A 21,750-nucleotide genomic window follows, 5' to 3' on the forward strand; every position below is an offset into this window, starting at 1 on the left:
CGTGAGAGCACAAGACTGGCCAAGTCGAAAATCTGTGCCGTGCAGCACATTCTTCAGCCTCTGATCATGTGAAGAAGACATCGGCTTTGGGTTGGTGTCGACGGGGTTCTTTATTAACTTCTGAACATGCTTCAGATCTGTGCAATAGCAAATCGATCACAACTACGTTGGACGCCTGTACAAGGTTCTTTCGCTATGCTAGCGAAATTGTCGTTCTACTGCTCGTTCGAGCAACTATTTCAATGGGATACTTCAAGCATGAAATCTTTCATACCCGGTTGCTTTCCGTTGTCATTGGCAGTCGCGGGAGCGCTGGTTTTTTCAAGCCCCGTGCTGGCCCAGGAGACTTCCAGCCGTGGCAAAGCCATGATGGTTCTGGATGCCTCTGGCAGCATGTGGGGCCAGATTGACGGAGTTCCGAAAATCTCAATTGCACGAGACGTGATCGACGGAGTTCTTGGAAAGTGGGACCCGGCCGTCGACCTGGGTCTCATGACATATGGCCACCGGCGCAAAGGCGACTGTAACGACATTGAGGTCGTTCAATCAGTCGCACCACTCGAGCCCAATAATTTCTCTTCGCTTGTCAGGGGCATCAATCCGCGCGGCAAAACACCTATTTCGGAATCGCTCATGCGCGCCGCACGGGAATTACGACATGTTGAAGACCCCGCCTCCGTCATTCTGGTCAGTGACGGCCTGGAAACATGCGAGGCGGATCCTTGCCTTGCCGCAACACTCCTTGAAAACAGCGGCATCGATTTCACTGTCCATGTTGTCGGCTTCGACCTGACAGATGAAGAAGCGCGTCAGTTGCGCTGCATTGCTGACAATACTGGCGGGCGGTTTCTGAACGCTGACAATGCAAACGAATTGACCGAGGCTCTTGCGGAAACTGTTGTTGCAGTCAGCGAAGAAGTGGTTGCCAAGCCTGTTGAACCAAAACCAGCACCCCCTGTTGTGCCCAAAAAGATCACCGAACTTGATCTCGACCGGCTGAGCTTTGACGTCCACAAAATCGAAAAAGATGCCGCTTCCGGAAAAGTTGTCGCGACCGGAACGTCAAACGGCGTCGGTTGGACGGTCACAGCCAACAACATTTACGAGCCCTATTCCAACGTCAACGGCGGTGCGAGCTTTAACGATCTTCCTGGCCGCTATGACGATCTGCATGTCGGCTCTGACTTTACGATCACCTTTGATCAGCCTGTTACCTCGATGCTTGTCGTGCTTGCCAATGACAATGACACGGGAGATGGGCCGAACTTTCAGGAACTCCCGCCCGTTGATTTTATCGACGCCAGTAACCCCGACGGTGGCACTCAGGTGAAAATCGAAGATAAGGGGGGCGCGCTGTTCTATTACTACGACATCAACATTACTTCGATGACCCACGTGAACGACAACGGCATCAATGACGGTTGGGACCTGGCATTCTTCGTCTTTCCGACGGCCAACTGATCAGTTCAAAAAAAGAAACAAATGCCGTCCGGCCACCCGGGCGGCATTTTTATCCGTAAATCTCGTTGAAGGTTGACTTCACACAGAGCGGATCGAATTTCAGCGCATTCAATTCAAGCCTGGCCAATTTCTGTTTGCCTTGGAAATATAGCCGGAGATGTCGCGGCTCCAGGTCCGTTGAACGGATTTGGAGTAGTTCACATAGAGCTTGCCGGCCACCACTTTATACGCGAGCGGATCGACCCCGACCTTGTAACCGCGGGAAACGCCATAAGCGCAGTAGCCGTCAAACTGAGGGGCATAACTTGCAGGGTTCGCCAAAAAGGCATCCCGGTTGCGTGATGATGAAAACTGGTAGGTCAGTCCACGGTGTTGCGCTGTGAACTCGGCGCGGCCCTGTTTGGGGGACTTTCCTGAAAAATAGGTCACCGGGTCGTAGCCAGTCAGTGCAAGCGGGCTCTTGGCAAAAGACGGCAACGCCGATGTCGCGACCATCGCACTACCGGCAGCTGCGGCAAACAAACCCAAAATTCCTCTGCGGTTGATCATGAACTTTCCTCGGTTGACCGCCGTTGCCTTAAGGATGTTGCGCGGCGAACTGACATTCAATGAACAATCATTTGAACGATTTGGCTTGTTGGTCTCCATTTTTGCGGCTTTTGGACTCCTGAACGCAATCTGCATCTTGTGCAAAGGGGTAGAAATCGCCGGATCACGAAACCGTGAGCCTGGTTTATCGCCCGTCCAGCCATGCTGAACTCGGAAATTGCCACAAACGCACTATACTTTTGATCGGCCGTGTTTGGTCCCGAAGGCACATATGGGCGCCACTTCCGACAGGAGAGACTTTCATGACCGCCGATCTCATCACCCGCCGCAGACTTCTCGCTGTTGGAAGCGCTGCCCTGGCGACGGGCACATCTGGATTGCTGGTACCTGCGCAGGCACAAGGCATAGCGCCAACGCGTTCGATGCGTGGGGGCTCCAACAATTACCGTCCCGGAGCTCCAATCGTCGATCGTATAGGAGGTGGCGGCTTCTGGATGACTGGAACCGTCCGTCGTGCAGGCGATGGAGTACCTCTTGCCGGTCAACGCATTCAAATATGGGCACACACGACGGAAGGGCATGAACGCGACCCGCAAAGCCACGGCGCTACCCTCACGGATGCCAATGGCAACTTCCGTCTTGAAATGCCTCAGATCGTGCCGGCGTTTGGGCAACCCCATGGTCACCTTGCCTACGACAGCGAAGAGTTTGAAACGGTGTTTCTGCGTCCCGTCATGTCCAGCTCGAAGGATACCAGCCTGGAGGCGCATTTCGTCCTTACTCCGGCCTGATCCGACTTGAGACTTCATGAGATGAGCCGAACGCGCGGCTATCTGGTCTGGAGCGTGCTTGCCATTGTTATCGCGCTGCCGATTTTGGCGGCTGCGACAAGCCCCCTGCTCGCCTGGCGTCAACCCGTTTACATTCTTGCCGGATTTGCCGGTGTTGCGGGCATGGCTCTTCTCCTGGTTCAGCCTCTGCTTGCTGGTGGCTACCTGCCCGGGCTCACTGGTGCACGCGGACGGCGGATCCATCGCATCACCGGGGCCCTTCTGGTTGCCGCTGTCCTGCTTCACGTAGGCGGACTTTGGATCACCAGCCCACCGGATGTCGTCGACGCCTTGCTGTTTCGTTCTCCAACGCCGTTTTCCGTATGGGGCGTACTTGCCATGTGGGCCGTGCTTGCCGCAGCTTTTCTTGCCGCGTTTCGTCGTCGCCTGCGTTTGAAGGTGCGCATATGGCGACGCACCCACACAGCTCTCGCGATGGTCATTGTCACCGGTAGTGCAATTCATGCCCTTTTGATCGAAGGTACGATGGAAACCATGACGAAATTCGCTCTTTGTGCCCTCGTCATTATCGCGACAGTGAAAGTTATGGTGGACCTGAATATATGGACGAAGCGGTCGCGACGCGAAGTCTGAAGGCCAGTCTAGAGGACCAGGAACTGTCCCAAAGCGCGTCAGAAGCGCTTTCGGCGGGTTGAAGATCTTGCCGCGACGGCCTTGCTATGCTGTGTTCGGGCGTGCGCGGCGCGCACGAGCCTTGCCCGAAAAATGAGCCTTCCATGTTCCGTGATCTAACGTTTCCAGCCACCTATATGGGGCTGCTTGCAGCCTTTGTCGGATACTCGGCCTCCTTTGCCATTGTGCTTGCAGGCGTTAAATCGATGGGCGCCACAGATGCGCAAGCAGCGACCGGGTTGTTTTTTGCCACCATCGGCATGGGCATCTGCAGTATCTGGCTCCCGGCCGTCACGCGGATCCCGGCGGCGGTTGCGTGGTCAACTCCCGGCGCTGCGTTCCTTGCGGCAACCGTCGCGTTGCCGGGAGGCTTTTCAGAAGCTGTCGGAGCCTTGATCTGCTGTGCAGCGCTGATCGTCGTGACCGGGTTCATACCTGCGCTTGGACGTGTTGTCGCCGCTATCCCGAAGCCTATTGCAAACGGGCTTCTGGCAGGTGTCTTGTTGAAACTGTGCTTTGCACCGGCTTTGGCTCTGGGAACGATTCCCTTGCTGGTATTGCCGGTTCTTCTGGCCTGGCTCATCGGGCTGGCCTGGAACAGACTTGCTGCAATGCCGTTTGCCGTGATCGCCTTTGTGATCGTTCTCTTCTTCGCGGTGAATGGCGACAGCGGCACTGCCGCTGTGGAAACGCAATGGCTGCCGGTTTTTACGCCTGTCATGCCGACTTTTTCCATCCATTCAATTGTTTCCGTCTCTTTACCGCTCTATCTCGTGACAATGGCCGGTCAGAACATTCCTGGCTTCGCCGTATTGGAGCTGAACAAATACCCGGTCAATCGGCAGCCCCTGCTTCAAAAGACCGGACTGGTGAGCCTTTTGATCGCACCGTTTGGATCGGTGCCGGTCAACATGTCCGCGATCACCGCTGCAATGATGGCTGGAGAAGACGCCGGACGCGATCCGGCCGGGCGTTACTGGGCTGCCATCGTGTCTGGAATTGCCTACACACTTCTGGCTTTTGCAGCTGGGCTTGTGACGTCTCTGGCAGGTCTCGCTCCGACCGATCTGATCACCGCCGTTGCGGGGCTGGCGCTGATCCCGGCTTTCGTCAATTCCATTTCGGCAGCTTTCAGCGACCGTGACCAACTTGAGGCGCCCGCGTTGACCTTTCTGATCGCAGCCAGTGGAATGATGCTCTTCGGTGTCAGCGGAGCCTTTTGGGGTGTCGTTGCAGGCAGCATTGTCTGGATTGCAAAGTCACTCGTGAAGAAGCAGTCCACATGATCGAAACGTGAAGCGGCGTTCTTGATCTCAACCTCCTCACGAGAGTTTTGTGTGCATGTGAACAAATGACTCCGCAGACTGGCATTGGCCAAGCGGAGGATGCCATGCCACTGACACGACGCGGATTTACGGGAATGCTTGTCGCTACCGCCGTCACACCTGCGCCATTGAGAGCACAGGACGACCCGGTTCTGGCGGCCATTCGGTCTCCGCTATACGGCACCAGTTCCGAGTTCGCGAAAGGCATGGTCTTCCTGCGTGAACGCGGCAATCCGGACGTCGTGCCCGCGCTCTTGACCAGCATGAGATTTTCCAGAGGGCGGCAGGGCCGGATTGCTGAGGTGATGGACGAATTGGCGGGCCAAAAGTTCGGTACGGACTGGTTCGAATGGATGCTCTGGCAGGAACGCAACCCGCAGATCGTCCCCCATCCGTCACTGATCCCTTTCAAGCGTGAGGTTCTGCTTGGGATAGACGAAAATTTCGACGTCTTCCTGAAACCGGAGCATCTGGCGCGCGAGCAGATGAAAATACGTTTCGAGGAAATTGCCTGGGGCGGTGTCCGAAAGGACGGAATTCCATCCCTCGACAACCCAGACCTGCTTCCAGCCGCCAAAGCGGATTACCTCAAAGATGATGACCTCGTTTTCGGCATCTCTATCAACGGTGATACCCGGGCCTATCCATTGCGGATCATGGGTTGGCATGAAATGTTCAATGAAGTGATCGGCGGTGTTCCGGTCGCGCTGGCATACTGCACGCTGTGCGGATCTGGCATCTTGTTCGAAACCAAAGTAACGGGTCGGAGGAAACCGCTGGTTTTCGGGTCGTCCGGCTTCCTTTACCGATCCAACAAGTTGATGTTCGACCGGGAAACCCATTCGCTATGGAACCAATACACCGGCAACCCGGTCGTAGGTCCGCTGGTGGACAGCGGGATTGAGTTGAAACAGCGGCCCGTTGTGATCACCAGCTGGGGGGCCTGGAAAGCGTCCCACCCCAAAACCCGGGTCCTGTCCTTGAATACCGGCCACCGGCGTGACTACGGCTCGGGTGTCGTCTACCAGGACTACTTTTCTTCTGCCGAACTCATGTTTCCGGCACTGGTTGATCAATCCAGACATCGGCAGAAAGACTATGTCTTTGCGATCCGGCAATTCGGGGCTGCCAGGGCTTGGCCACTGGATGCATTTGAAGAGAAATCGATTATCAACGACGCAATTGCAAATACGCCACTCGTCCTGATCGGCAATCCTTCAAAACGCACAGTACGCGCCTATGAGCGCGGGGCCCATCAATTTGAGCAGCGCGGCGAAACGCTTCTCGATGAAACCGGGCAGACATGGACTGTGACAGAGACCGCGCTGGAGCGCGTGGATGGGAAAACGCTTCCCCGTGTCGCCGGCCATATCTCCTATTGGTTCGCCTGGGACAATTATCTGGGTGATGCTGCGACCGTATATGGCGGTTAACGGTTTGATTTTTTAACGTTTGCCTTCGAGCAGGCTGATAGAAAAAACGCAGACAGCAACGTCATATGCCATCGCTGCCATAGCTGTCTTTAGATCTCACCTGTGAGACATTTGACTAACCTAGATGCAAACCAAGAAATACAACCTGCCTTACAAATATAAGCAACTGCACCGCCTCGCATGAGTTGCACGCAAGAAGCGGTTTTACGCCAGATTTCAACCAAGCAGCTCAAAAATAAGTTATTGGCAAAATAATACTGAAGCTTCGCATTGATTTCACAGAAATTCGCCCGATTTAGCCGTTACCAGACTCTGAAAACCGCTGACAATGCAAGTTTCCCGAGCATCTGAGCGCAGGAAATCATCTGTGTTCCATCTGTGGAGAGATTCTATGACTTCAAAAAGCAAGGCAGGACTTTTGAACGTTTTCTCTAGGTACACACCGGCACCATTGGTGGCGGCACTGACCATCGGCCTGTTCGTCCCGGCAGCAGCGGCGGAGGACCGCAGTGACTGGCCGACAAGCTTCTCGGTCGGCACGGCAAGTCAGGGCGGAACCTATTTCGTATATGGCTCCGGCTGGACAAATCTGGTTTCAGATCAACTCGGCATCCCGGGCGGAGCCGAGGTCACAGCCGGACCGGTGCAAAATGCAGCGCTTGTCCAAACCGGTGACCTTGATTTCGGCATGGTCACCATGGGACCGGCATTCGACGCCATCAACGGTGAAAGTGCTCTCGCGCCCGGACTGAAGCATGACCAGATCCGGGCAATCTTCCCGATGTACAAGACCGCGTTCCATATCATGACCCTGGAAAGTTCCGGTATTGACAGCATCGATGACATTCCGGAAGGCGCGACTGTAGGCTTTGGGCCGGTTGGCGGCACCCCTGGAACGTACTGGCCACGGTTCTTTGATACGTTCGGCAAGTCCGTGACTGCGCGCCACGGCGGAGCGGCAGATCTTGCAGGCCAGCTTCAGGATGGTTTGATTGATGTCTACACTTGGGCGGCAGGGGTCCCCTTCCCGGCATTCTCGCAAGTCGAAGCACAGGCTGACGTCAATTTCATCGGTATGACGGACGAGCAAGCCAAACAGATCGCTGCGGACCATCCGGTATCTCTTTTCACAATCCCTGCCGGAACCTACCCGTCCCAGTCCGAAGATCATGCAAGCGTTTCCATGTGGAACTTCGCGATCGCTCGCGCTGATCTACCGGAGGACTTCGTTTATGCGGTCGTTGATGCTGTGATGAGCAACAATCCAAAGATGCTCGACATTCACAAAGCAGCTGTCGAAACCCTGCCGGAAAACTACGACAAGAACGCCTTCATCCCCTGGCATCCGGGCGCTGTGCGCTGGTTCAAGGAGAATGGCTTCGAGATCGACCCTGCCCTAGGCGGCTGAGCGATCCGGAACACGATAGATAATTGCCTTTATCCCGGGCTGCAGGACAGTGGCCCGGGTATAAAATGTGCCAGATCGAGACCGAAACGTGATGTCTGACGCCATCGACCCCGTTCCCGCCCAACGGGACGAATCTGCCAGCCACGCCTTACGGGGCTGGCAGGGGAAGTTGTTCGGTCTTCTGTGTGTGCTTTATGCAGCCTGGCATCTCTACAGTCTCAACATCGCACCACTTGAGACCTGGCTTTTCCGCATACTGCATATTTGCGGAGCTCTCGTTCTCGGGTTTGGGCTAACAAGCGTCCTGCTCACCGGTCCGGACAATCGCTTGCGTAAAGTGGCAATGGAACGGAGCGTTGCACTCATTGCTGGACTGCCGGTGATCTATGCACTCGTGCTGACCCTTTACGGTGTCTTTCAATATTGGAACGCGGGAACAGTTGAAAACCCCGACACGACCTTTGCCTATTTCGGGGTTTCGCTCGCCGCCGGCACATTGTTGGCGATTGTGGCCGGATGGTTCCTTCGCGGAAATGAGGGCCGTATTTCCTCAATTGACTGGGTTCTGGTGCTGGCCAGTATTGCGTCGACCGGCTTTATTGCGCTCAGCCTTGATGCCTTGAATTTGAGGCTGCGCGCGGGTACCCCGTTTGCGGATCCGCAAAACGCCTGGGCTGCATTCGTTGCCATGGCGCTCATGCTGGAACTTACGCGCCGTGTCGCGGGTCTTGCCCTGGTTGCGATTGCCGCAATTTTTGTCGGATATGCCTTTTTGGGGCCGTGGCTACCCGGATTTCTGGAACATCGCGGGTATGATGCAAAACGATTTTTCAGCTACGTATTTACCGACAACGGCATTCTTGGCCCGACAACCGCCGTCTCTTCCACCTACATCATTCTTTTCATTATTTTTGCAGCTTTCCTGCAAAGTTCAAAAGTTGGCGACTATTTCGTCAACCTGGCCTTTGCAACAGCGGGCCGCGCACGTGGAGGGCCGGCCAAGGTTGCCGTCTTCGCCTCCGGACTGATGGGAATGATCAATGGCACATCTGCCGGCAACGTTGTGTCGACAGGCTCGCTGACGATCCCGCTGATGAAGCGTGTGGGATATCGCTCACAATCGGCAGGCGCAATCGAGGCTGCTGCCTCAACCGGTGGCCAGATCATGCCTCCGATTATGGGGGCCGGCGCCTTCATCATGGCCGAGATCACCGGAATTCCCTATACGGATCTCGTCATCGCAGCCCTGATACCGTCCGTGCTTTATTTTGTCTCGATCTATTTCATGGTCGATTTCGAGGCGAAACGCCTCGGCATGCGCGGCATGACCAGTGACGAAGTTCCCAAATTCAGAAAGCTCGCCAGGCAGGCGTTTCTGTTCCTTCCCATATTCATTCTGGTCGGCTCTCTTTTCCTCGGCTATTCGGTGATCCGTGCCGGCACGCTCGCGATTGCATCTGCCGCGGTCGTGAGCTGGCTGACGCCGTTTCGCATGGGTCCGCTCCAGATCATCGAGGCACTGCGCAATGCGTCGCAGATGTCCATTCAGATCATCACGGTCTGCGCAACGGCTGGCATCATTGTCGGCGTGATTTCACTGACAGGTGTCGGCGCCAGGTTCTCTTCATTGCTGTTCGAGCTCGCCGAAACCAGCAAACTGCTCGCACTGATTTTCGCAATGATCATCTCGATCATTCTGGGCATGGGCATGCCGACAACCGCAGCCTATGCCGTTGCTGCCTCAGTGGTGGCACCGGGCCTGATCGAACTCGGCATCGCGCCGCTGATCGCGCATTTCTTCGTGTTCTATTTTGCAGTCGTCTCCGCGATTACTCCGCCAGTGGCCCTCGCTGCCTATGCCGGCGCTGCCATTGCCGGAGCAGAACCCATGCGCACATCGGTGACGGCGTTCAGGGTCGGCCTGGCCGCGTTCATCGTACCGTACATGTTCTTCTACAGTCCCGGTCTTTTGATGGAGGCCAGCTGGATCGAAATCATCCGCAACGCAATTACCGCCATCATCGGAGTCTATTTCCTGTCCGGCGCGGTCCAGGGCTATCTGATGAGCCCCCTTGCTCCGGTCTGGCGCATTCTGCTTCTGGGCGCCGCCCTTTGCATGATCTCTGGCGATTGGCGGACGGATGTGATCGGCATCGTGCTCGGCGCTGCGCTTTGGTTGAAATCACGTCATGACGTTGAACGCGTCGCCAGGGAAGCCTGATTTCCTGGCGGGACAATTTGCAACTTTCATCCGCCGATTGAAAGACCGCAAAACGGTAACTTATCGCAGGAATGCCGCCATTTCCTTTTTGGCTTTGGCAATGTAGTTCTGGCGGCTCTCCTGGGTTGAGCTGTCCATCTTGTAGTGTGCCAGATAACGGGTCTTGCAACGCGGTTTTGCGAGGAGCTTGATGCCACGCATGATGGTTTTGCGCCCGGGTTCCCCCACGAACTTGGACACAAACCAGCTTGCACCGCAGGTCGTCACGATCCCGATGTGCGAAATGTTCTGCATGTTAGGCCGCAAATCCTCAGTCGCGGTCGGCATGATGAACGTCTCATGCGGTACCCAAACCCGTTCCAGCCACCCTTTCAGCATTGCCGGAAGACCGAACCACCAGGTTGGATAAATGAACACGATTGCCTCACACCACTTGATGTCGGCCAGATCCTGCGCAATCGGCACGGTGTTCGACTGCGGTGTGTGATAGCCCCGCCGCTCCTGCGCGCTCATGACCGGGTTGAAGCCTCTCGCATAAAGATCCGTCAGGCGCACATCGTGGCTGTCTTCCTCTAAAGCCCCAACAACGGTCTTGCACAATGCGGCATTGAAGCTTTCTTCACAGGGATGACAATAAACGACAAGAACGCGCATGCACTCGGCCTTAAGGAACAACACCATGCAGGCAGAATGGACAAACCGCCTGCGTCACTCTCGTACGCCGCGCCTCAGCCTCGCTGAAGACCGGGAAACAGGAAAACCTGACCGCTATCGTAATCGTAATCCGGGTTCTCCCAGGCAATCATCTTGCCAGGATTGAGCAGGCCCTTGGGATCGGCTTCCTGCTTGAAGGCCAGTTGAACCGCGTCGGTCTGTTTCATGCCGCCTTCTTCCAACGTGTAACGGTGGGGATTGAAAATCGGACAGCCGTTATCTTCGTGCAACCGGATGATCTCATTCAATCTTTCTTCGCTGGTGTAGCGCACGATTGGCAATCCGAAACAGGTGATGTCGCCGTCAAAACGGACATATTCCAGATGTCCAGGTACCTCATCCCCAAACAGTTCCTGCATCTTCCCGACAAGTTCGACCTGGTTCGGAAACGGGTAGAGAACCTGGAGATAAGTGATCTCTGGATCGACCCGAAGACCGCGCAATGTCGTGTGGTTCCAGGACAGCTCATAGGCCGGAGGAAGCCGCCTCACATCCTCGTCGCTTGCCTTGTCCGAACGATAGAGAACCTCACCACTAGGCTGACGGGCGACGAACGCCTCAAACGCCGCCATGGCAAACGGGGCCACCATCAGAACGGCGACGGACTGGTCTTTGCGAATGAACTTCTGGTGCCGGAGGAAATAGTCGTGCGGAACCGGTGCGGCCACGGGCGCAATGTTCTTGGTCAACAGGCCGTCCTGGTTGGCCAGAGCGTCGGAAAACCTGACCGCATCCATGAAGTCATCAAAGCCGACCAGAACATCAACCCAGTCGTAACTTGCGGTCAACGGCATCTCGATCTCGGTAATGATGCCGTTGGTGCCATAAGCATGCATCACCTTCTGCAGATCGTCGCCTGTCATCTCCAGAATTTGAGGATCAGCCTCCATCGTGATGACCCGCAAACGAATGACATTGCCGAGATCCCTGAGCCCCCCCCAGTTGATTGAACCGACCCCGCCCGAACCACCGGCAATAAAGCCCCCGATGGTGGCTGTCCTGTAGGTGGACGGGTGCATCCGCAATTCCTGTCCGGACTGTTCCCGGGCCGTCTTGTCAATGTCGGACATGATAGCGCCAGCTTCGACGACGACCGAACCTGTCTTGACTTCCTTGACGGCGGTCATCTCCGCCATATTGAGTACGACACCGCCCGACAATGGCATCGCCTGTCCGTAGTTGCCGGTGCCAGCACCCCGTGTCGTCACTGGTATGTCGGCCGTAAAACAGGCCTTCAGTACACGGATGATTTCGTCTTCTGTCTTAGGGGTCACAATCAGGTCGCCGGTAACGTCCTCCAGCTGCTTTTTCAGGACCGGCGAATACCAGAAAAAATCACGGCTCTTCTGCTTCACGATTTGCTGGTTGTCCTCGATCTTGAGGCCGTCAAGATCGGCTTTTAATGCAGCGATGGCGCTCATGACTTTGGTTGCCTTTCCTGAAGAATTTGATCGAGTTCCCGATAATCGGGCAGTGTTTGGTCAATGAGAGTTCCCGCGCGCAAAACGCTGCGTGGGCCCGCCGGGCGGGACAAAAGTTCGTTCCAGTCCCGCGCCCCAAACAGCACGAGATCGGCCGGTGCTCCGATTTCCAGTTGGCCTGCCCGAATATCCATCAGTTGAGCAGGTGTCGTTGTGACCGTGCTGATCCAGTCGCCGATCGGATGATCGAGATGCAATATCCGGGTGGCTTGCGTATAGACCTCGACCATGTCCAGATCGCCATAGGCATAAAAAGGGTCACGGGTATTGTCGGAGGCAACGGCAACAGAAATACCGCGCTGCTTCATTTCGTGCAGTAGCGTGACGCCCCGGCGGCGCGGTGTCCGGCCCTCTACGCGATCCTGAAGATACATGTTGCACATCGGCAGTGAAACGATGGCAATCCCGGTTTCCGCCAACAGATCAAGTGTCCGGTCAATCTCATCTGGTTGATGCACCGACAATGAACAACAATGACCGCATACGATCTTGCCGTCGAATTTCAGGCGTTGTGCTGTTTCAGCAATGTGGCGCAGTGTGACCACAGCCGGGTCCAACGTTTCATCCACGTGAAAGTCGAGGTCGAGACCCCTGTCCATGGCCGCTCGAAAAACATCTTCAAGATGCCTGTCCAGATCCGGGATCATATAGGTCACAGCCCCCATGATCCCGTTGGCATTGCTGACCTTGTCCGCAATATCTGAAAGATAGTCGCCATCTTCGGCAAGGCGGTCGATCCCGAACAGGCAAACGCCCTGGAGAGTGATGCGACCGCGCCATTCGGCGCGCATTTCTTCGAACACTGGCCAGGTGATGTCTTCTTGCGGCGGAATGCTATCCAGATGCGTGCGGATCGCGGCTGTTCCGTGCGCGTAGGCACATTTCAGGGAAAATTCCATGCGCGCCCGCAGGTCATCCGCCGACCAATAATCGATCCGGTCTTCGCCGACAGCTGTAAGCGCTCCCATGAAGGACCCGTCCGGATTGGCCTTGCGTGGCCAGATGTGCCCTTTGTCGAGATGGGTATGCAGGTCAACAAAGGCGGGCAAAACCAGACCTTTGTCCAAATCCAGACCAGGTTCCACACCAGTCATGGATCCTCCAGGTGCGACTTCAAGAAGCTTTCCATCAACGACCTTAAGGTCCATCGCCAACAGGGAGGTGGGATCCGCACCCTGCATATCGGCGAGCAAACACGCCGGAACGGTTGCATTCTTGATGATCCCGGTTCCGTTGAAACCGGACCCCGTTGCCGGTCCCATCTATATCTCCCGCTTCAGGGCACTTTCATGCCATTTGCGCAGGAGCAAATGCGACAGGAGGTTCATGGTCAGGAATATCAGGATCCCGGTAACGGAAATCAGAATGAGCGCCGCGAACATTCTCGGCATGTTCAGCCTGTAGCTTGCCTCCAGGATCTGGTTGGCGAGCCCTGACCCCGAGCCAGCGGAACCGGCGACAAATTCGGCAACGATCGCCCCGATCAGAGACAGGCCTCCGGCAATTTTCAACCCCCCCAGGAAATAGGGCATTGCTGCGGGCAGACGCAAAAACCTCAGGGTTTGCCAGCGGCTTGCGCCATAAAGCCGGAAAAGGTTCTGCAGATTGTGATCTGCTGAATTCAGTCCCAGCGTCGTGTTTGAGAGTATCGGAAAGAACGCGACGATCCAGGCACAGATCAGGAGCCCCGCCGTGATCGAATCCACATAAATCAGGATCAGGGGCGCAATTGCGATGATCGGTGTTACCTGCAAAATGACCGCGAATGGAAAGAACGAAATTTCGATCCATTTGGACTGCGTGAACAACACCGCCAGTCCCAAACCACCCAATGTCGCAATCAACAGGGCTCCGAAAGTGATCTTGAGCGTATTGAGAAGCGCAACGCTCAAGATGCCCCAATCGGCAAGCAACGTGTCAAAAACCTGTCCCGGTCTCGGCAGGATGTAATGTGGAATTTCGTTCCAGACGCAAATCCTGTCCCAGAGATAAACCGACAACAGCAATATGACGACCGGCAACACCCATCTGCCAATCGTTTCCCGTCGAGCCGCACGCGCACGCTTCATTTCCTCAGCATCAAGAGGAATTTCCGTCGCGCCTGCGGGCATGGGTGACTTGTCGGCAATGTCTAAGGTCATGATCCAGAGCTGCCCAGAAATCTTGAGAAAATCAGATATGTCATCAGAGGTGATCTCCCGAGTTCATGGCCTCGTGAAGTGCTTCCGAAACGTTTCGGCAAAAGCCGCTGTAGACGGATGATGTCCTGAAATCCTCGTCCCGCGGATAAGGTGCATCGATGGCCATGTCATTGACGACACGCCCGGGCCGCGCTGCCATGACGACGATGCGGTTGGAGAGGTAAACGGATTCAAACACCGAATGGGTCACGAAGATGACCGTCCAGCCGAAGGTCTCCCACAGACGCAGAAGATCGTTGTTGAGCTTGAAGCGGGTTATCTCATCAAGTGCAGCAAACGGCTCATCCATCAATAGGAGCTTGGGCTTTGTCACGAGAGCACGTGCAATCGAGACACGCATTTTCATGCCCCCTGACAATTCCCTTGGATAGCTGTCCGCGAACTGGTCGAGACCGACACCTTTCAGTGCCTCCATGACCTCGTCATAGGCAGCTTTTTTCGAAACACCCTTAAGGCGCAGCGGCAACCAGACATTCCCGAAGACGGTCGCCCAGGGCATGAGGGTTGGTTCCTGGAACACGAAACTGAGTTCATGGTCCTTCTGTCTGGATTCTTCCATCGGCCATTCAACCCTGCCCGAGCTTGGGCTCGTCAGGCTTGTGATGATCCGCAAGGCGGTGGATTTGCCGCATCCCGAAGGGCCCAGAAGAGAAACAAATTCTCCCTGACGAATGTCGAGTGACAGATTGTTCAGTGCCACCGTTCCATTGGAAAAGGTTTTTGAAATGCCTTTGAGGGAAACGATGGGCTGTCCGATGCCCGTGTCTGTTTGCATATCTGCTTGTACCATGGCCGTCATGTTAGAATTGTCCGGCCATGGTTGCATTTTTCATGTGTGTCACGGAAGCATCCTGATCAGTTCGCGGTCAGCTCTTTTTTGCGATCCAGACCTACGCCATTGTTAACGAATTCAAGCGTGTAGGACTTCGTGTAGTCGACGTCTCCGTTGACGACACCTGCCGCGACCATTTTTTCAAAAAATGACTTGTTACGCTCATCCGTCATGGCGCCGATGCCCATTGTGAGCGCATCACCACTGTCCACGATTCCGTAGGATTTCAGTTTATCGATCGAGAAGGCCAGCTGACCGTCGGTCATGCCCGGATTGTCCTTCTTGATCATTTCCAATGCCTTGGAATTGTCGCCGTAAAGGAAATTGACCCAGCCGATAGCCGAACCGTCGACGAAGCATTTGACGACTTCCGGTTTGGTTTCCACCAGCTCGGTCCGGGTTTCCACCGTGGTCGAATAGGTGTCATAGCCATAATCGGCGATCAGAAATATGTTCGGCTCAAAGCCGCCTTCCGTTTCGATGGCATAGGGCTCAGACGTAATGTAACCCTGTTGACCAAGCTTCTTGTCGGCCAGAAAGGGTGCAGAGTTATAGGTGTAAGGACGCACCTGTTCGTCCTTGAAACCAAACTCTGATTTCATCCATTGATAGAAAGAATTGAGACCGCCCTTCCCGATCAGGAGATTGATGTCCTTGAGGCTTTCCCAGGTATCCAGACCCTGATCCGGATGCGTCATCAGGATCTGCGGTTCTTTCTGGAAATGAGCTGCCACAACAGTGGTTGGGATGCCCTGTTCAATCGCAGAAAAAGCCTGAAGCATGTTGCCGCCCATAAGGAAGTCGATTTTTCCGACCGGCAACAGGATGCGATTGTTGGCTTGCGGTCCACCGGGCTTGATTTCAACTTCAATGCCGCAGGCTTCATATGTGCCATCGGCGACCGCCTGATAGTAACCACCATGTTCTGCTTGAGCGACCCAGTTTGTACCGAAGGTCACTTTTTCAAGCGCATGCGCGCTTGTCGACGCCATGACGGCGAGCGTCGCAAGTCCTAAGTTCCGAGACAATCCCATTTCCGCGTTCCCCGTTTTCGTTACACCAAGCAGGTCAAACTGCCCACGACGGGCCGAATGCTCTGCCGCTGTGCTCGAAAGCCCTGAGAGCGGAACAGGCAGGAAGAGAGCCCTCGTGTAAAAACATTGGCCCGCTTGTCGTGCTGCCCGTTGGTTACATGAGCAGCCCGCAAAGACTTGCACATTGCCGCACCATTGTCAGCGCAAAAGTTAATCGTGCCCTCAATTTGAGCAATGGCATCTAAATTACGCAACCACGGAAATTGCGTGCAAGCGGCAGTCGCGATAGCTTTCCGTTTTTGACATGAGGACAAGCCACTTGAAACGCGCGCACATACCGCCAGACATTCGAGCGCCTTTTGCTCGGTATAGCCATGCAGTGGAGATCCCCGCAGGGCATCGTCTTCTGTTCGCTTCGGGCCAGCTGGGTATTGCAGCCGATGACCGAATCCCAACCGACATTGAGGGACAGACGACGCTCTGTTTCGAAAATGTAAAGGCGATCCTCGCATCTGCCGGAATGACGATGCAGGATGTGGTACGGATCAATTCCTATGTAACCGACCGTGTCCACTTGCCGGGCTATATGCGCGTCAGGGATGGTTTCATTTCCGAGCCCGCACCAGCATCAACATTGATGATTGTTTCGGGTTTTGCCCGAGAAGACTTTCTTGTCGAAGTCGAGGTTGTTGCCGCGGCACCTTGAAACGCCTTGTCGCTGAACGAGCGCGCGAAACCTTCAGAAAGAACTGAGGAGAAGACCCTACATGCTGCCCAAACTCAACTGGCAAGACATGACCACCACGGATTTCGACGTACCGTCAATCAAGGAGTGGATTGCAATCCTGCCGGTGGCTGCAATCGAACAGCACGGGCCGCATTTGCCGGTCTATACCGATACGGCGATTGCGCAGGGTCAGGTTCAAAGGGTGATGGAGCTGGTTCCGGAGACCATACCGGCAACCTTCTTGCCCGTGCAGGCGGTTGGCAAGTCAAACGAACACATATCCTCGCCGGGGACGCTGACCCTTGGTTGGGAAACCGCGCTCAAAGCCTGGACGGAACTCGGTGACAGCCTCGCCCGTGCCGGGGTCAGAAAATTGGTGGTTGTGAATTCACACGGAGGAAATGTGCCGTTGGTAGGCATCCTCACGCGCGAGCTCAGGATTCGGCACAAGATGCTCGCCGTTGGCACCGCCTGGGCGCATTTTGGACAGCCGGAAGGCGTTTTCTCAGACCATGAACTCACCTTTGGAATACATGGCGGCGACGTGGAAACTTCCATCATGCTGCACCTGCATCCCGATCTGGTAAAAATGGACAGGGCTCAGAACTTCCGCTCCGCTCAGGAGCGATTCGTTTCAGACTTCACGCACCTTCGTGCTCATGGGCCACATGCCTTCGGCTGGAAGGCGCAAGACCTCAATTCCGCCGGCACCGTCGGCGATGCATCCATCGCGACCGCCGACAAGGGCCGCCAATCTCTGGATCATGCCGCCCGCGGTTTCGTTGAGCTGCTGCATGACGTTCATGCCTTCGATATGAACATGCTCGCCGATTGAGTAAATGCCAAACAGCTCTACCAGATTGAGGAGCCCTGCCATGTCGCCATCGGACCTTAGAAGAGATATTCTTGCCCGCAGTTCACCACTTGTCTCGGCTGAAGAACTTGAACTTCTCTTGAAGCAGCCAGGCCTCAAACTGTTCGATGTACGCGGAACCTGGAGCAGCCCAGCCAGAGCGTTGCCTGACGACTACGAAATGAGCCACATTCCCGGTGCGGCTTTCCTCGATTGGACCCGCCGGTTCATCGATCAGAGCAAAGCACTTCCGCTTGCATCTGTCGCGGATCGGGATGCAGCCCGAAGCGCATTCAAGGCTCTTGGCATCAATGCGACTGATCTCGTCGTTCTCTACGACAACTACCATCACATGCTGGCAGGTCGCGTCTGGTGGGCAATGCGGTATTGGGGTTTTGACAATGTCCGTGTGCTCAACGGAGGCTGGGTGCGTTGGACCAAGCTGCAAAAACCTGTGACATCCGGCACAGCAGAAGTGTCACAAGGTGACTTTGAACCTGTGCAAAGAGGCGATTGGCGCACCAGCCTTGAGGGCTTCATCGAAAATCACCAGAAATCATGTGTCATCGATGCGCGCGGGTCCGCCGGATATGCCGGTAACGCAGACGACCCACGCACCGGACATATACCAGGTTCCTTGAACATCCCGTTTTCAGAACTCTTGGACCGTGAAACCGGCCTGTTTTTGAACCGCGACGCCTTGTCAGACGTGTTAGACGAAAAGACTCCTCAATGGAGGGAACGACCGATCATCGCGACTTGTGGTTCTGGCTACGCCGCAACGGTCACTTTGCTCGCCTTAACCGAACTCGGCAACGAAGCACGTCTGTTTGACGGATCCTTTTCGGCATGGAAACAGGACCCGGCCAGACCCGTTGAACAAACACGGTAAAAAGGCCGGGCCGTCGATAGACAGATCAAACCTTGAGGGTTTTTTCGGAGGTTAGGCCGTTCCGCGAACCGGGCGGTTGTTTTCGATGTTGAACTTCATTCCGTCGAGAAGTTCTTCCAGATCCGGCCGCGCCGCCGGTCCATTGGAAATGTCCACGAGCATCAACGTGCCATCCGGCCGTATCCCGAAACTGCCCGGTTCAGCAAAAATCTTGTCAGTTTCAGCGTCCGAGAGAGGCTCTGAAACATAAAGCCCAAGCGAGCGCATCTGCGCCTCGCTCATTCCGTAGCCAAGCTCGAATTTCCAGCCGAACTCCTGCTGGTCAGCCCGCGCCTTTTCTTCGCTGTCGGCTGAAACAACCACGACGTCCAAGACATCGGTCCAATTGTCCAATGCTGCATTCAGCTTGTTCAAGAACCGCTTGCAGCGCGGACAATGCTTGCCACGATAGACAAACATCATGGTCCAACGGTCTTTGGGTTGACCGACGGCGACCGTACCTTCACGTCCGAGTACCGGAAAACGCATTTCCTCGAGACGTTCGCCCACGCGTGGTTTTGGAGAAGACATTTGGTGTCCTTCGTTTGATTATTGACTTGAAACTTCGCGATAGCCGAGAGGCAGCGGAAACAGCGTGCGCCAAAACCGATTCGCCGCTGCAAGATAGCAAAGACCGCAAGAGATAGTGCCCCGCGCATGTTCAATATGCGTTGAGCTGCCCGGGCTACACGTTTTCAGGTTGAGCGGTCTGACAGTTCTGTCGACTCTATCATGCAAACCGTTTCGCACCTGCAACGCAGATGACGACCAGGATCGTGACACCGATCATGGAGGGCGCGATCGGTTCAGCCAGCAAGAAAGCAGCAAGGATAAGACCGAAGAAAGGCTGTAACAGCTGCAGTTGTCCTACGCCCGCGGTGCCGCCGATGGCCAGGCCCCGATACCAGAAAACGAAACCGACAAGCATTGAAAAGACGGATACGTAGGCAAGGCTCAGCCAAACTGGCAACTCCAGATCAGAGAAGGACTGCGGATATGTGACCGCTGCCAGACCTGCCATGAAGGGGAGTGACAGGATCAGCGCCCAGGATATCACCTGCCAACCACCCAGCCGACGCGAAAGCTGAGCGCCTTCCGCATAGCCCAGACCGCAGGCGACAATCGCGGCCAGCATGAACGCATCACCGGTCAAAGATGCATCCGCACTCTGGGACAATGCAAACCCGACGACCGCCGCACTGCCCAGGATCGAAAAAAGCCAGAACAGGGGTGCGGGTCGTTCTCCGCCCCGCACCACGCCGAATGCCGCCGTCATCAAAGGCAACAAGCCAATAAACACGATGGAATGCGCCGCGGTGATGTGCTCCAGCGCAAGGGCTGTCAAAAGCGGAAAGCCGATGACCACGCCTAACGCAACAATCGCAAGCGATTTCAGGTCGGAAACAGATGGTCGCCGTTGCTTCATCAGACCAAGCAGAAGACATGCCAGAACCGCAGCAAGCACTGCCCGGGCAGCCGTCAAAAAATACGGGTCAAAACCGCTTACAGCCACCCGCGTGGCCGGCAGTGAACCACTGAAGATCAGCACACCAAGCAATCCGCTGCCCCAACCGGAAAATGAAGAGTTCATCGCGACAAATCCTTTTTTGGATTTGTAGGTGGATTGGGCCAGCAAAGGCAGATACAGATCAATACAATATTTAAAAACTGTATTGGTTTTCCTGACCATACAACGGAGCCGAAGGTGACAGAAGCAACACGCCGAAACCTTGTCGTGGAACATATCAACCGCAGGATCCAGTCCAGAACACTTGGCCCGGGAGACAAGCTGCCTTCGGTTCGCGGACTTGCTGCCACCTTGCAGGTGTCTGCGTCGACAGTCGTAGAGGCTTATGACGTTCTGGTGGCTGAAGGCATCATTTGGGCACGGCGCGGTTCCGGATTTTTTGTCGCCGACAGGGCTCAACCCTTTGCAGTGTCTCAAACCGGGCCACAGCTGGAGCGTGAGGTTGACTCCCTTTGGGTCGCAAGACAATCGATAGATGCGGAAAACGACGTGACCAAGCCTGGCTGTGGTTGGCTGCCAAGCGATTGGATGCCGGTTGATGCACTGCGCCGGGCCATGCGTCAGGTTGCGCGCGCCAGCAGTGCCGTATTGACCGACTACGGCAACGCTCAAGGACACCTGGAGTTGCGGCACCTGATTGCCCGCAAGCTTCATGATCAGGCCATCGAGGCGGGCCCGGACTGTATTCTTTTGACGAACTCGGGCTCACAGGCCCTGGATCTGGTCTGCAGACTTTTGCTCAGTCCAGGGGACACCGTTCTGGTTGACGACCCGTGTTACTTCAATTTCCACGCCCTCCTCAGAGCCCACCAGATCAAAATCGTCAGCGTGCCCTTCACGCCAAAAGGCCCAAACCTGGCGGCTCTGGAAGACATTCTGAAAGATCAACGCCCGCGGCTTTATCTTACCAATTCTGCGCTGCACAACCCGACCGGAGCGACGCTCTCAGCCACAACGGCCCACCGTGTCCTGTCGCTTGCCGAAACGCATGATCTCATAATCGTGGAAGATGCAATCTTTGCCGAATTTGAACCGACGCTTTCTCCACGCCTTGCTGCGCTGGACGGGCACAACCGGGTCCTGACAATTGGCAGTTACTCCAAGACACTGTCGGCCTCCTTGCGTTGCGGCCACATCGTGGCCCGACGGGACTGGATCGAAGCGCTGACGGATTTACAGGTTGCGACCAATTTTGGTGGACCCAGCCCGATGGTGAGCGAAGTGCTGCATACGGCCTTGACCGATGGAGGCTACCGCAAACACATGGAGGCCCTGATTTCCAGGCTCGACCGTCGGCGTTCCCAAATGACCAGAGAACTAGGTGCATTGGGACTGAAGCCGTGGGTAAAGCCCCGAGGTGGCTTCTATCTCTGGTGCGAGTTTCCCAACCAGATCGACGCGGCTTCCGTTGCACGTCGGTCTCTGACACGAGGAGCTGTTTTCGCCCCGGGCAACGTCTTCAGCGCATCTCAGAGCATGTCTTCCTTCATGCGCTTCAACGTCAGTCAACTGGAATCCGGTCACCTGAAATTGCTCGGCGAACTGATAAAAGCCGGCGATACTGCGGACAGAACCTGACCTTTGGGAAC

At 55.5% G+C, this 21,750-nt stretch carries 20 protein-coding genes; 11 read left to right on the top strand and 9 right to left on the bottom strand.

All coding sequences use genetic code 11. The features are described 5' to 3' along the window. Positions 1-258: 258 nt before the first annotated feature. Positions 259-1,461, top strand: a complete 1,203-nt coding sequence (locus tag K1718_RS26140; RefSeq protein WP_265680296.1) for a vWA domain-containing protein — start codon at positions 259-261, stop codon at positions 1,459-1,461. A 108-nt stretch (positions 1,462-1,569) separates the two neighbouring features. Here the strand turns inward: K1718_RS26140 and K1718_RS26145 are convergent, their stop codons facing one another. Then, a complete protein-coding gene (locus K1718_RS26145; RefSeq protein ID WP_265680295.1) occupies positions 1,570-2,010 on the bottom strand; it encodes a YHS domain-containing (seleno)protein in 441 nt (146 codons plus the stop codon). Positions 2,011-2,312: 302 nt separating this feature from the next. Between K1718_RS26145 and K1718_RS26150 the strand changes: the two genes are divergently transcribed. The 6 genes from K1718_RS26150 to K1718_RS26175 all read left to right on the top strand — a co-directional run bounded on the left by K1718_RS26150 (position 2,313) and on the right by K1718_RS26175 (position 9,860). Further along, positions 2,313-2,801, top strand: a complete 489-nt coding sequence (locus tag K1718_RS26150; protein WP_152503859.1) for a peptidase associated/transthyretin-like domain-containing protein — start codon at positions 2,313-2,315, stop codon at positions 2,799-2,801. A 21-nt stretch (positions 2,802-2,822) separates the two neighbouring features. Beyond that, positions 2,823-3,434, top strand: coding sequence for a ferric reductase-like transmembrane domain-containing protein (locus K1718_RS26155; protein ID WP_265680294.1), 612 nt, complete (start codon positions 2,823-2,825; stop codon positions 3,432-3,434). Positions 3,435-3,577: 143 nt separating this feature from the next. Further along, the gene (locus K1718_RS26160) at positions 3,578-4,759 is read left to right on the top strand and encodes a benzoate/H(+) symporter BenE family transporter (protein WP_265680293.1); all 1,182 of its coding nucleotides are present in this window, start codon (positions 3,578-3,580) and stop codon (positions 4,757-4,759) included. 104 nt (positions 4,760-4,863) lie between these two features. Beyond that, the gene (locus K1718_RS26165) at positions 4,864-6,231 is read left to right on the top strand and encodes a DUF3179 domain-containing protein (protein WP_265680292.1); all 1,368 of its coding nucleotides are present in this window, start codon (positions 4,864-4,866) and stop codon (positions 6,229-6,231) included. Between the two features lie 391 nt (positions 6,232-6,622). Beyond that, on the top strand, positions 6,623-7,639 hold the full coding sequence (locus K1718_RS26170) for a TAXI family TRAP transporter solute-binding subunit (protein WP_152503863.1): 1,017 nt from the start codon (positions 6,623-6,625) through the stop codon (positions 7,637-7,639). A 91-nt stretch (positions 7,640-7,730) separates the two neighbouring features. Beyond that, the gene (locus K1718_RS26175) at positions 7,731-9,860 is read left to right on the top strand and encodes a TRAP transporter permease (RefSeq protein WP_265680291.1); all 2,130 of its coding nucleotides are present in this window, start codon (positions 7,731-7,733) and stop codon (positions 9,858-9,860) included. Between the two features lie 60 nt (positions 9,861-9,920). Here the strand turns inward: K1718_RS26175 and K1718_RS26180 are convergent, their stop codons facing one another. The 6 genes from K1718_RS26180 to K1718_RS26205 all read right to left on the bottom strand — a co-directional run bounded on the left by K1718_RS26180 (position 9,921) and on the right by K1718_RS26205 (position 16,122). Then, positions 9,921-10,514 carry an NAD(P)H-dependent oxidoreductase gene (locus tag K1718_RS26180; protein WP_265680290.1) on the bottom strand — a complete coding sequence of 198 codons (594 nt, stop codon included), beginning with the start codon at positions 10,512-10,514 and terminating at the stop codon, positions 9,921-9,923. 74 nt (positions 10,515-10,588) lie between these two features. Then, entirely contained in the window at positions 10,589-11,995 is a 1,407-nt protein-coding gene (locus K1718_RS26185) for an FAD-binding oxidoreductase (protein WP_152503866.1), read from the bottom strand. After that, positions 11,992-13,317 carry a cytosine deaminase gene (locus tag K1718_RS26190; protein ID WP_265680289.1) on the bottom strand — a complete coding sequence of 442 codons (1,326 nt, stop codon included), beginning with the start codon at positions 13,315-13,317 and terminating at the stop codon, positions 11,992-11,994. Before K1718_RS26190 ends, K1718_RS26185 begins: the two co-directional genes overlap by 4 nt. Next, positions 13,318-14,196: an ABC transporter permease gene (locus K1718_RS26195; protein ID WP_152503868.1), complete on the bottom strand. Its 879-nt coding sequence runs from the start codon at positions 14,194-14,196 to the stop codon at positions 13,318-13,320. 43 nt (positions 14,197-14,239) lie between these two features. After that, positions 14,240-15,046: an ABC transporter ATP-binding protein gene (locus tag K1718_RS26200; RefSeq protein ID WP_418068148.1), complete on the bottom strand. Its 807-nt coding sequence runs from the start codon at positions 15,044-15,046 to the stop codon at positions 14,240-14,242. Positions 15,047-15,111: 65 nt separating this feature from the next. Then, positions 15,112-16,122, bottom strand: coding sequence for an ABC transporter substrate-binding protein (locus tag K1718_RS26205; protein ID WP_265680287.1), 1,011 nt, complete (start codon positions 16,120-16,122; stop codon positions 15,112-15,114). Positions 16,123-16,441: 319 nt separating this feature from the next. Between K1718_RS26205 and K1718_RS26210 the strand changes: the two genes are divergently transcribed. From K1718_RS26210 to K1718_RS26220, 3 genes are all read left to right on the top strand, one after another. After that, complete coding sequence (locus K1718_RS26210; protein WP_247649310.1) at positions 16,442-16,828, top strand: RidA family protein; 387 nt, start codon at positions 16,442-16,444, stop codon at positions 16,826-16,828. A gap of 61 nt (positions 16,829-16,889) precedes the next feature. After that, positions 16,890-17,684 carry a creatininase family protein gene (locus K1718_RS26215; protein WP_265680286.1) on the top strand — a complete coding sequence of 265 codons (795 nt, stop codon included), beginning with the start codon at positions 16,890-16,892 and terminating at the stop codon, positions 17,682-17,684. Between the two features lie 40 nt (positions 17,685-17,724). After that, positions 17,725-18,594 (top strand): sulfurtransferase, encoded by an 870-nt coding sequence (locus tag K1718_RS26220; protein WP_265680285.1) that lies wholly within the window; start codon positions 17,725-17,727, stop codon positions 18,592-18,594. A 51-nt stretch (positions 18,595-18,645) separates the two neighbouring features. On the opposite strand, the gene K1718_RS26225 is transcribed toward K1718_RS26220, so the two are convergent. Both K1718_RS26225 and K1718_RS26230 read right to left on the bottom strand, forming a co-directional pair. Beyond that, positions 18,646-19,164: a redoxin domain-containing protein gene (locus tag K1718_RS26225; RefSeq protein WP_265680284.1), complete on the bottom strand. Its 519-nt coding sequence runs from the start codon at positions 19,162-19,164 to the stop codon at positions 18,646-18,648. Between the two features lie 199 nt (positions 19,165-19,363). Further along, a complete protein-coding gene (locus K1718_RS26230) occupies positions 19,364-20,224 on the bottom strand; it encodes a DMT family transporter (protein ID WP_265680283.1) in 861 nt (286 codons plus the stop codon). 114 nt (positions 20,225-20,338) lie between these two features. On the opposite strand from K1718_RS26230, the gene K1718_RS26235 reads away from it, so the two are divergent. Next, positions 20,339-21,739 carry an aminotransferase-like domain-containing protein gene (locus K1718_RS26235; protein ID WP_265680282.1) on the top strand — a complete coding sequence of 467 codons (1,401 nt, stop codon included), beginning with the start codon at positions 20,339-20,341 and terminating at the stop codon, positions 21,737-21,739. The last annotated feature ends 11 nt before the right edge of the window (positions 21,740-21,750 follow it).

Origin of the sequence: Roseibium porphyridii, from assembly GCF_026191725.2 — a bacterium.
GTDB lineage: Bacteria > Pseudomonadota > Alphaproteobacteria > Rhizobiales > Stappiaceae > Roseibium > Roseibium porphyridii.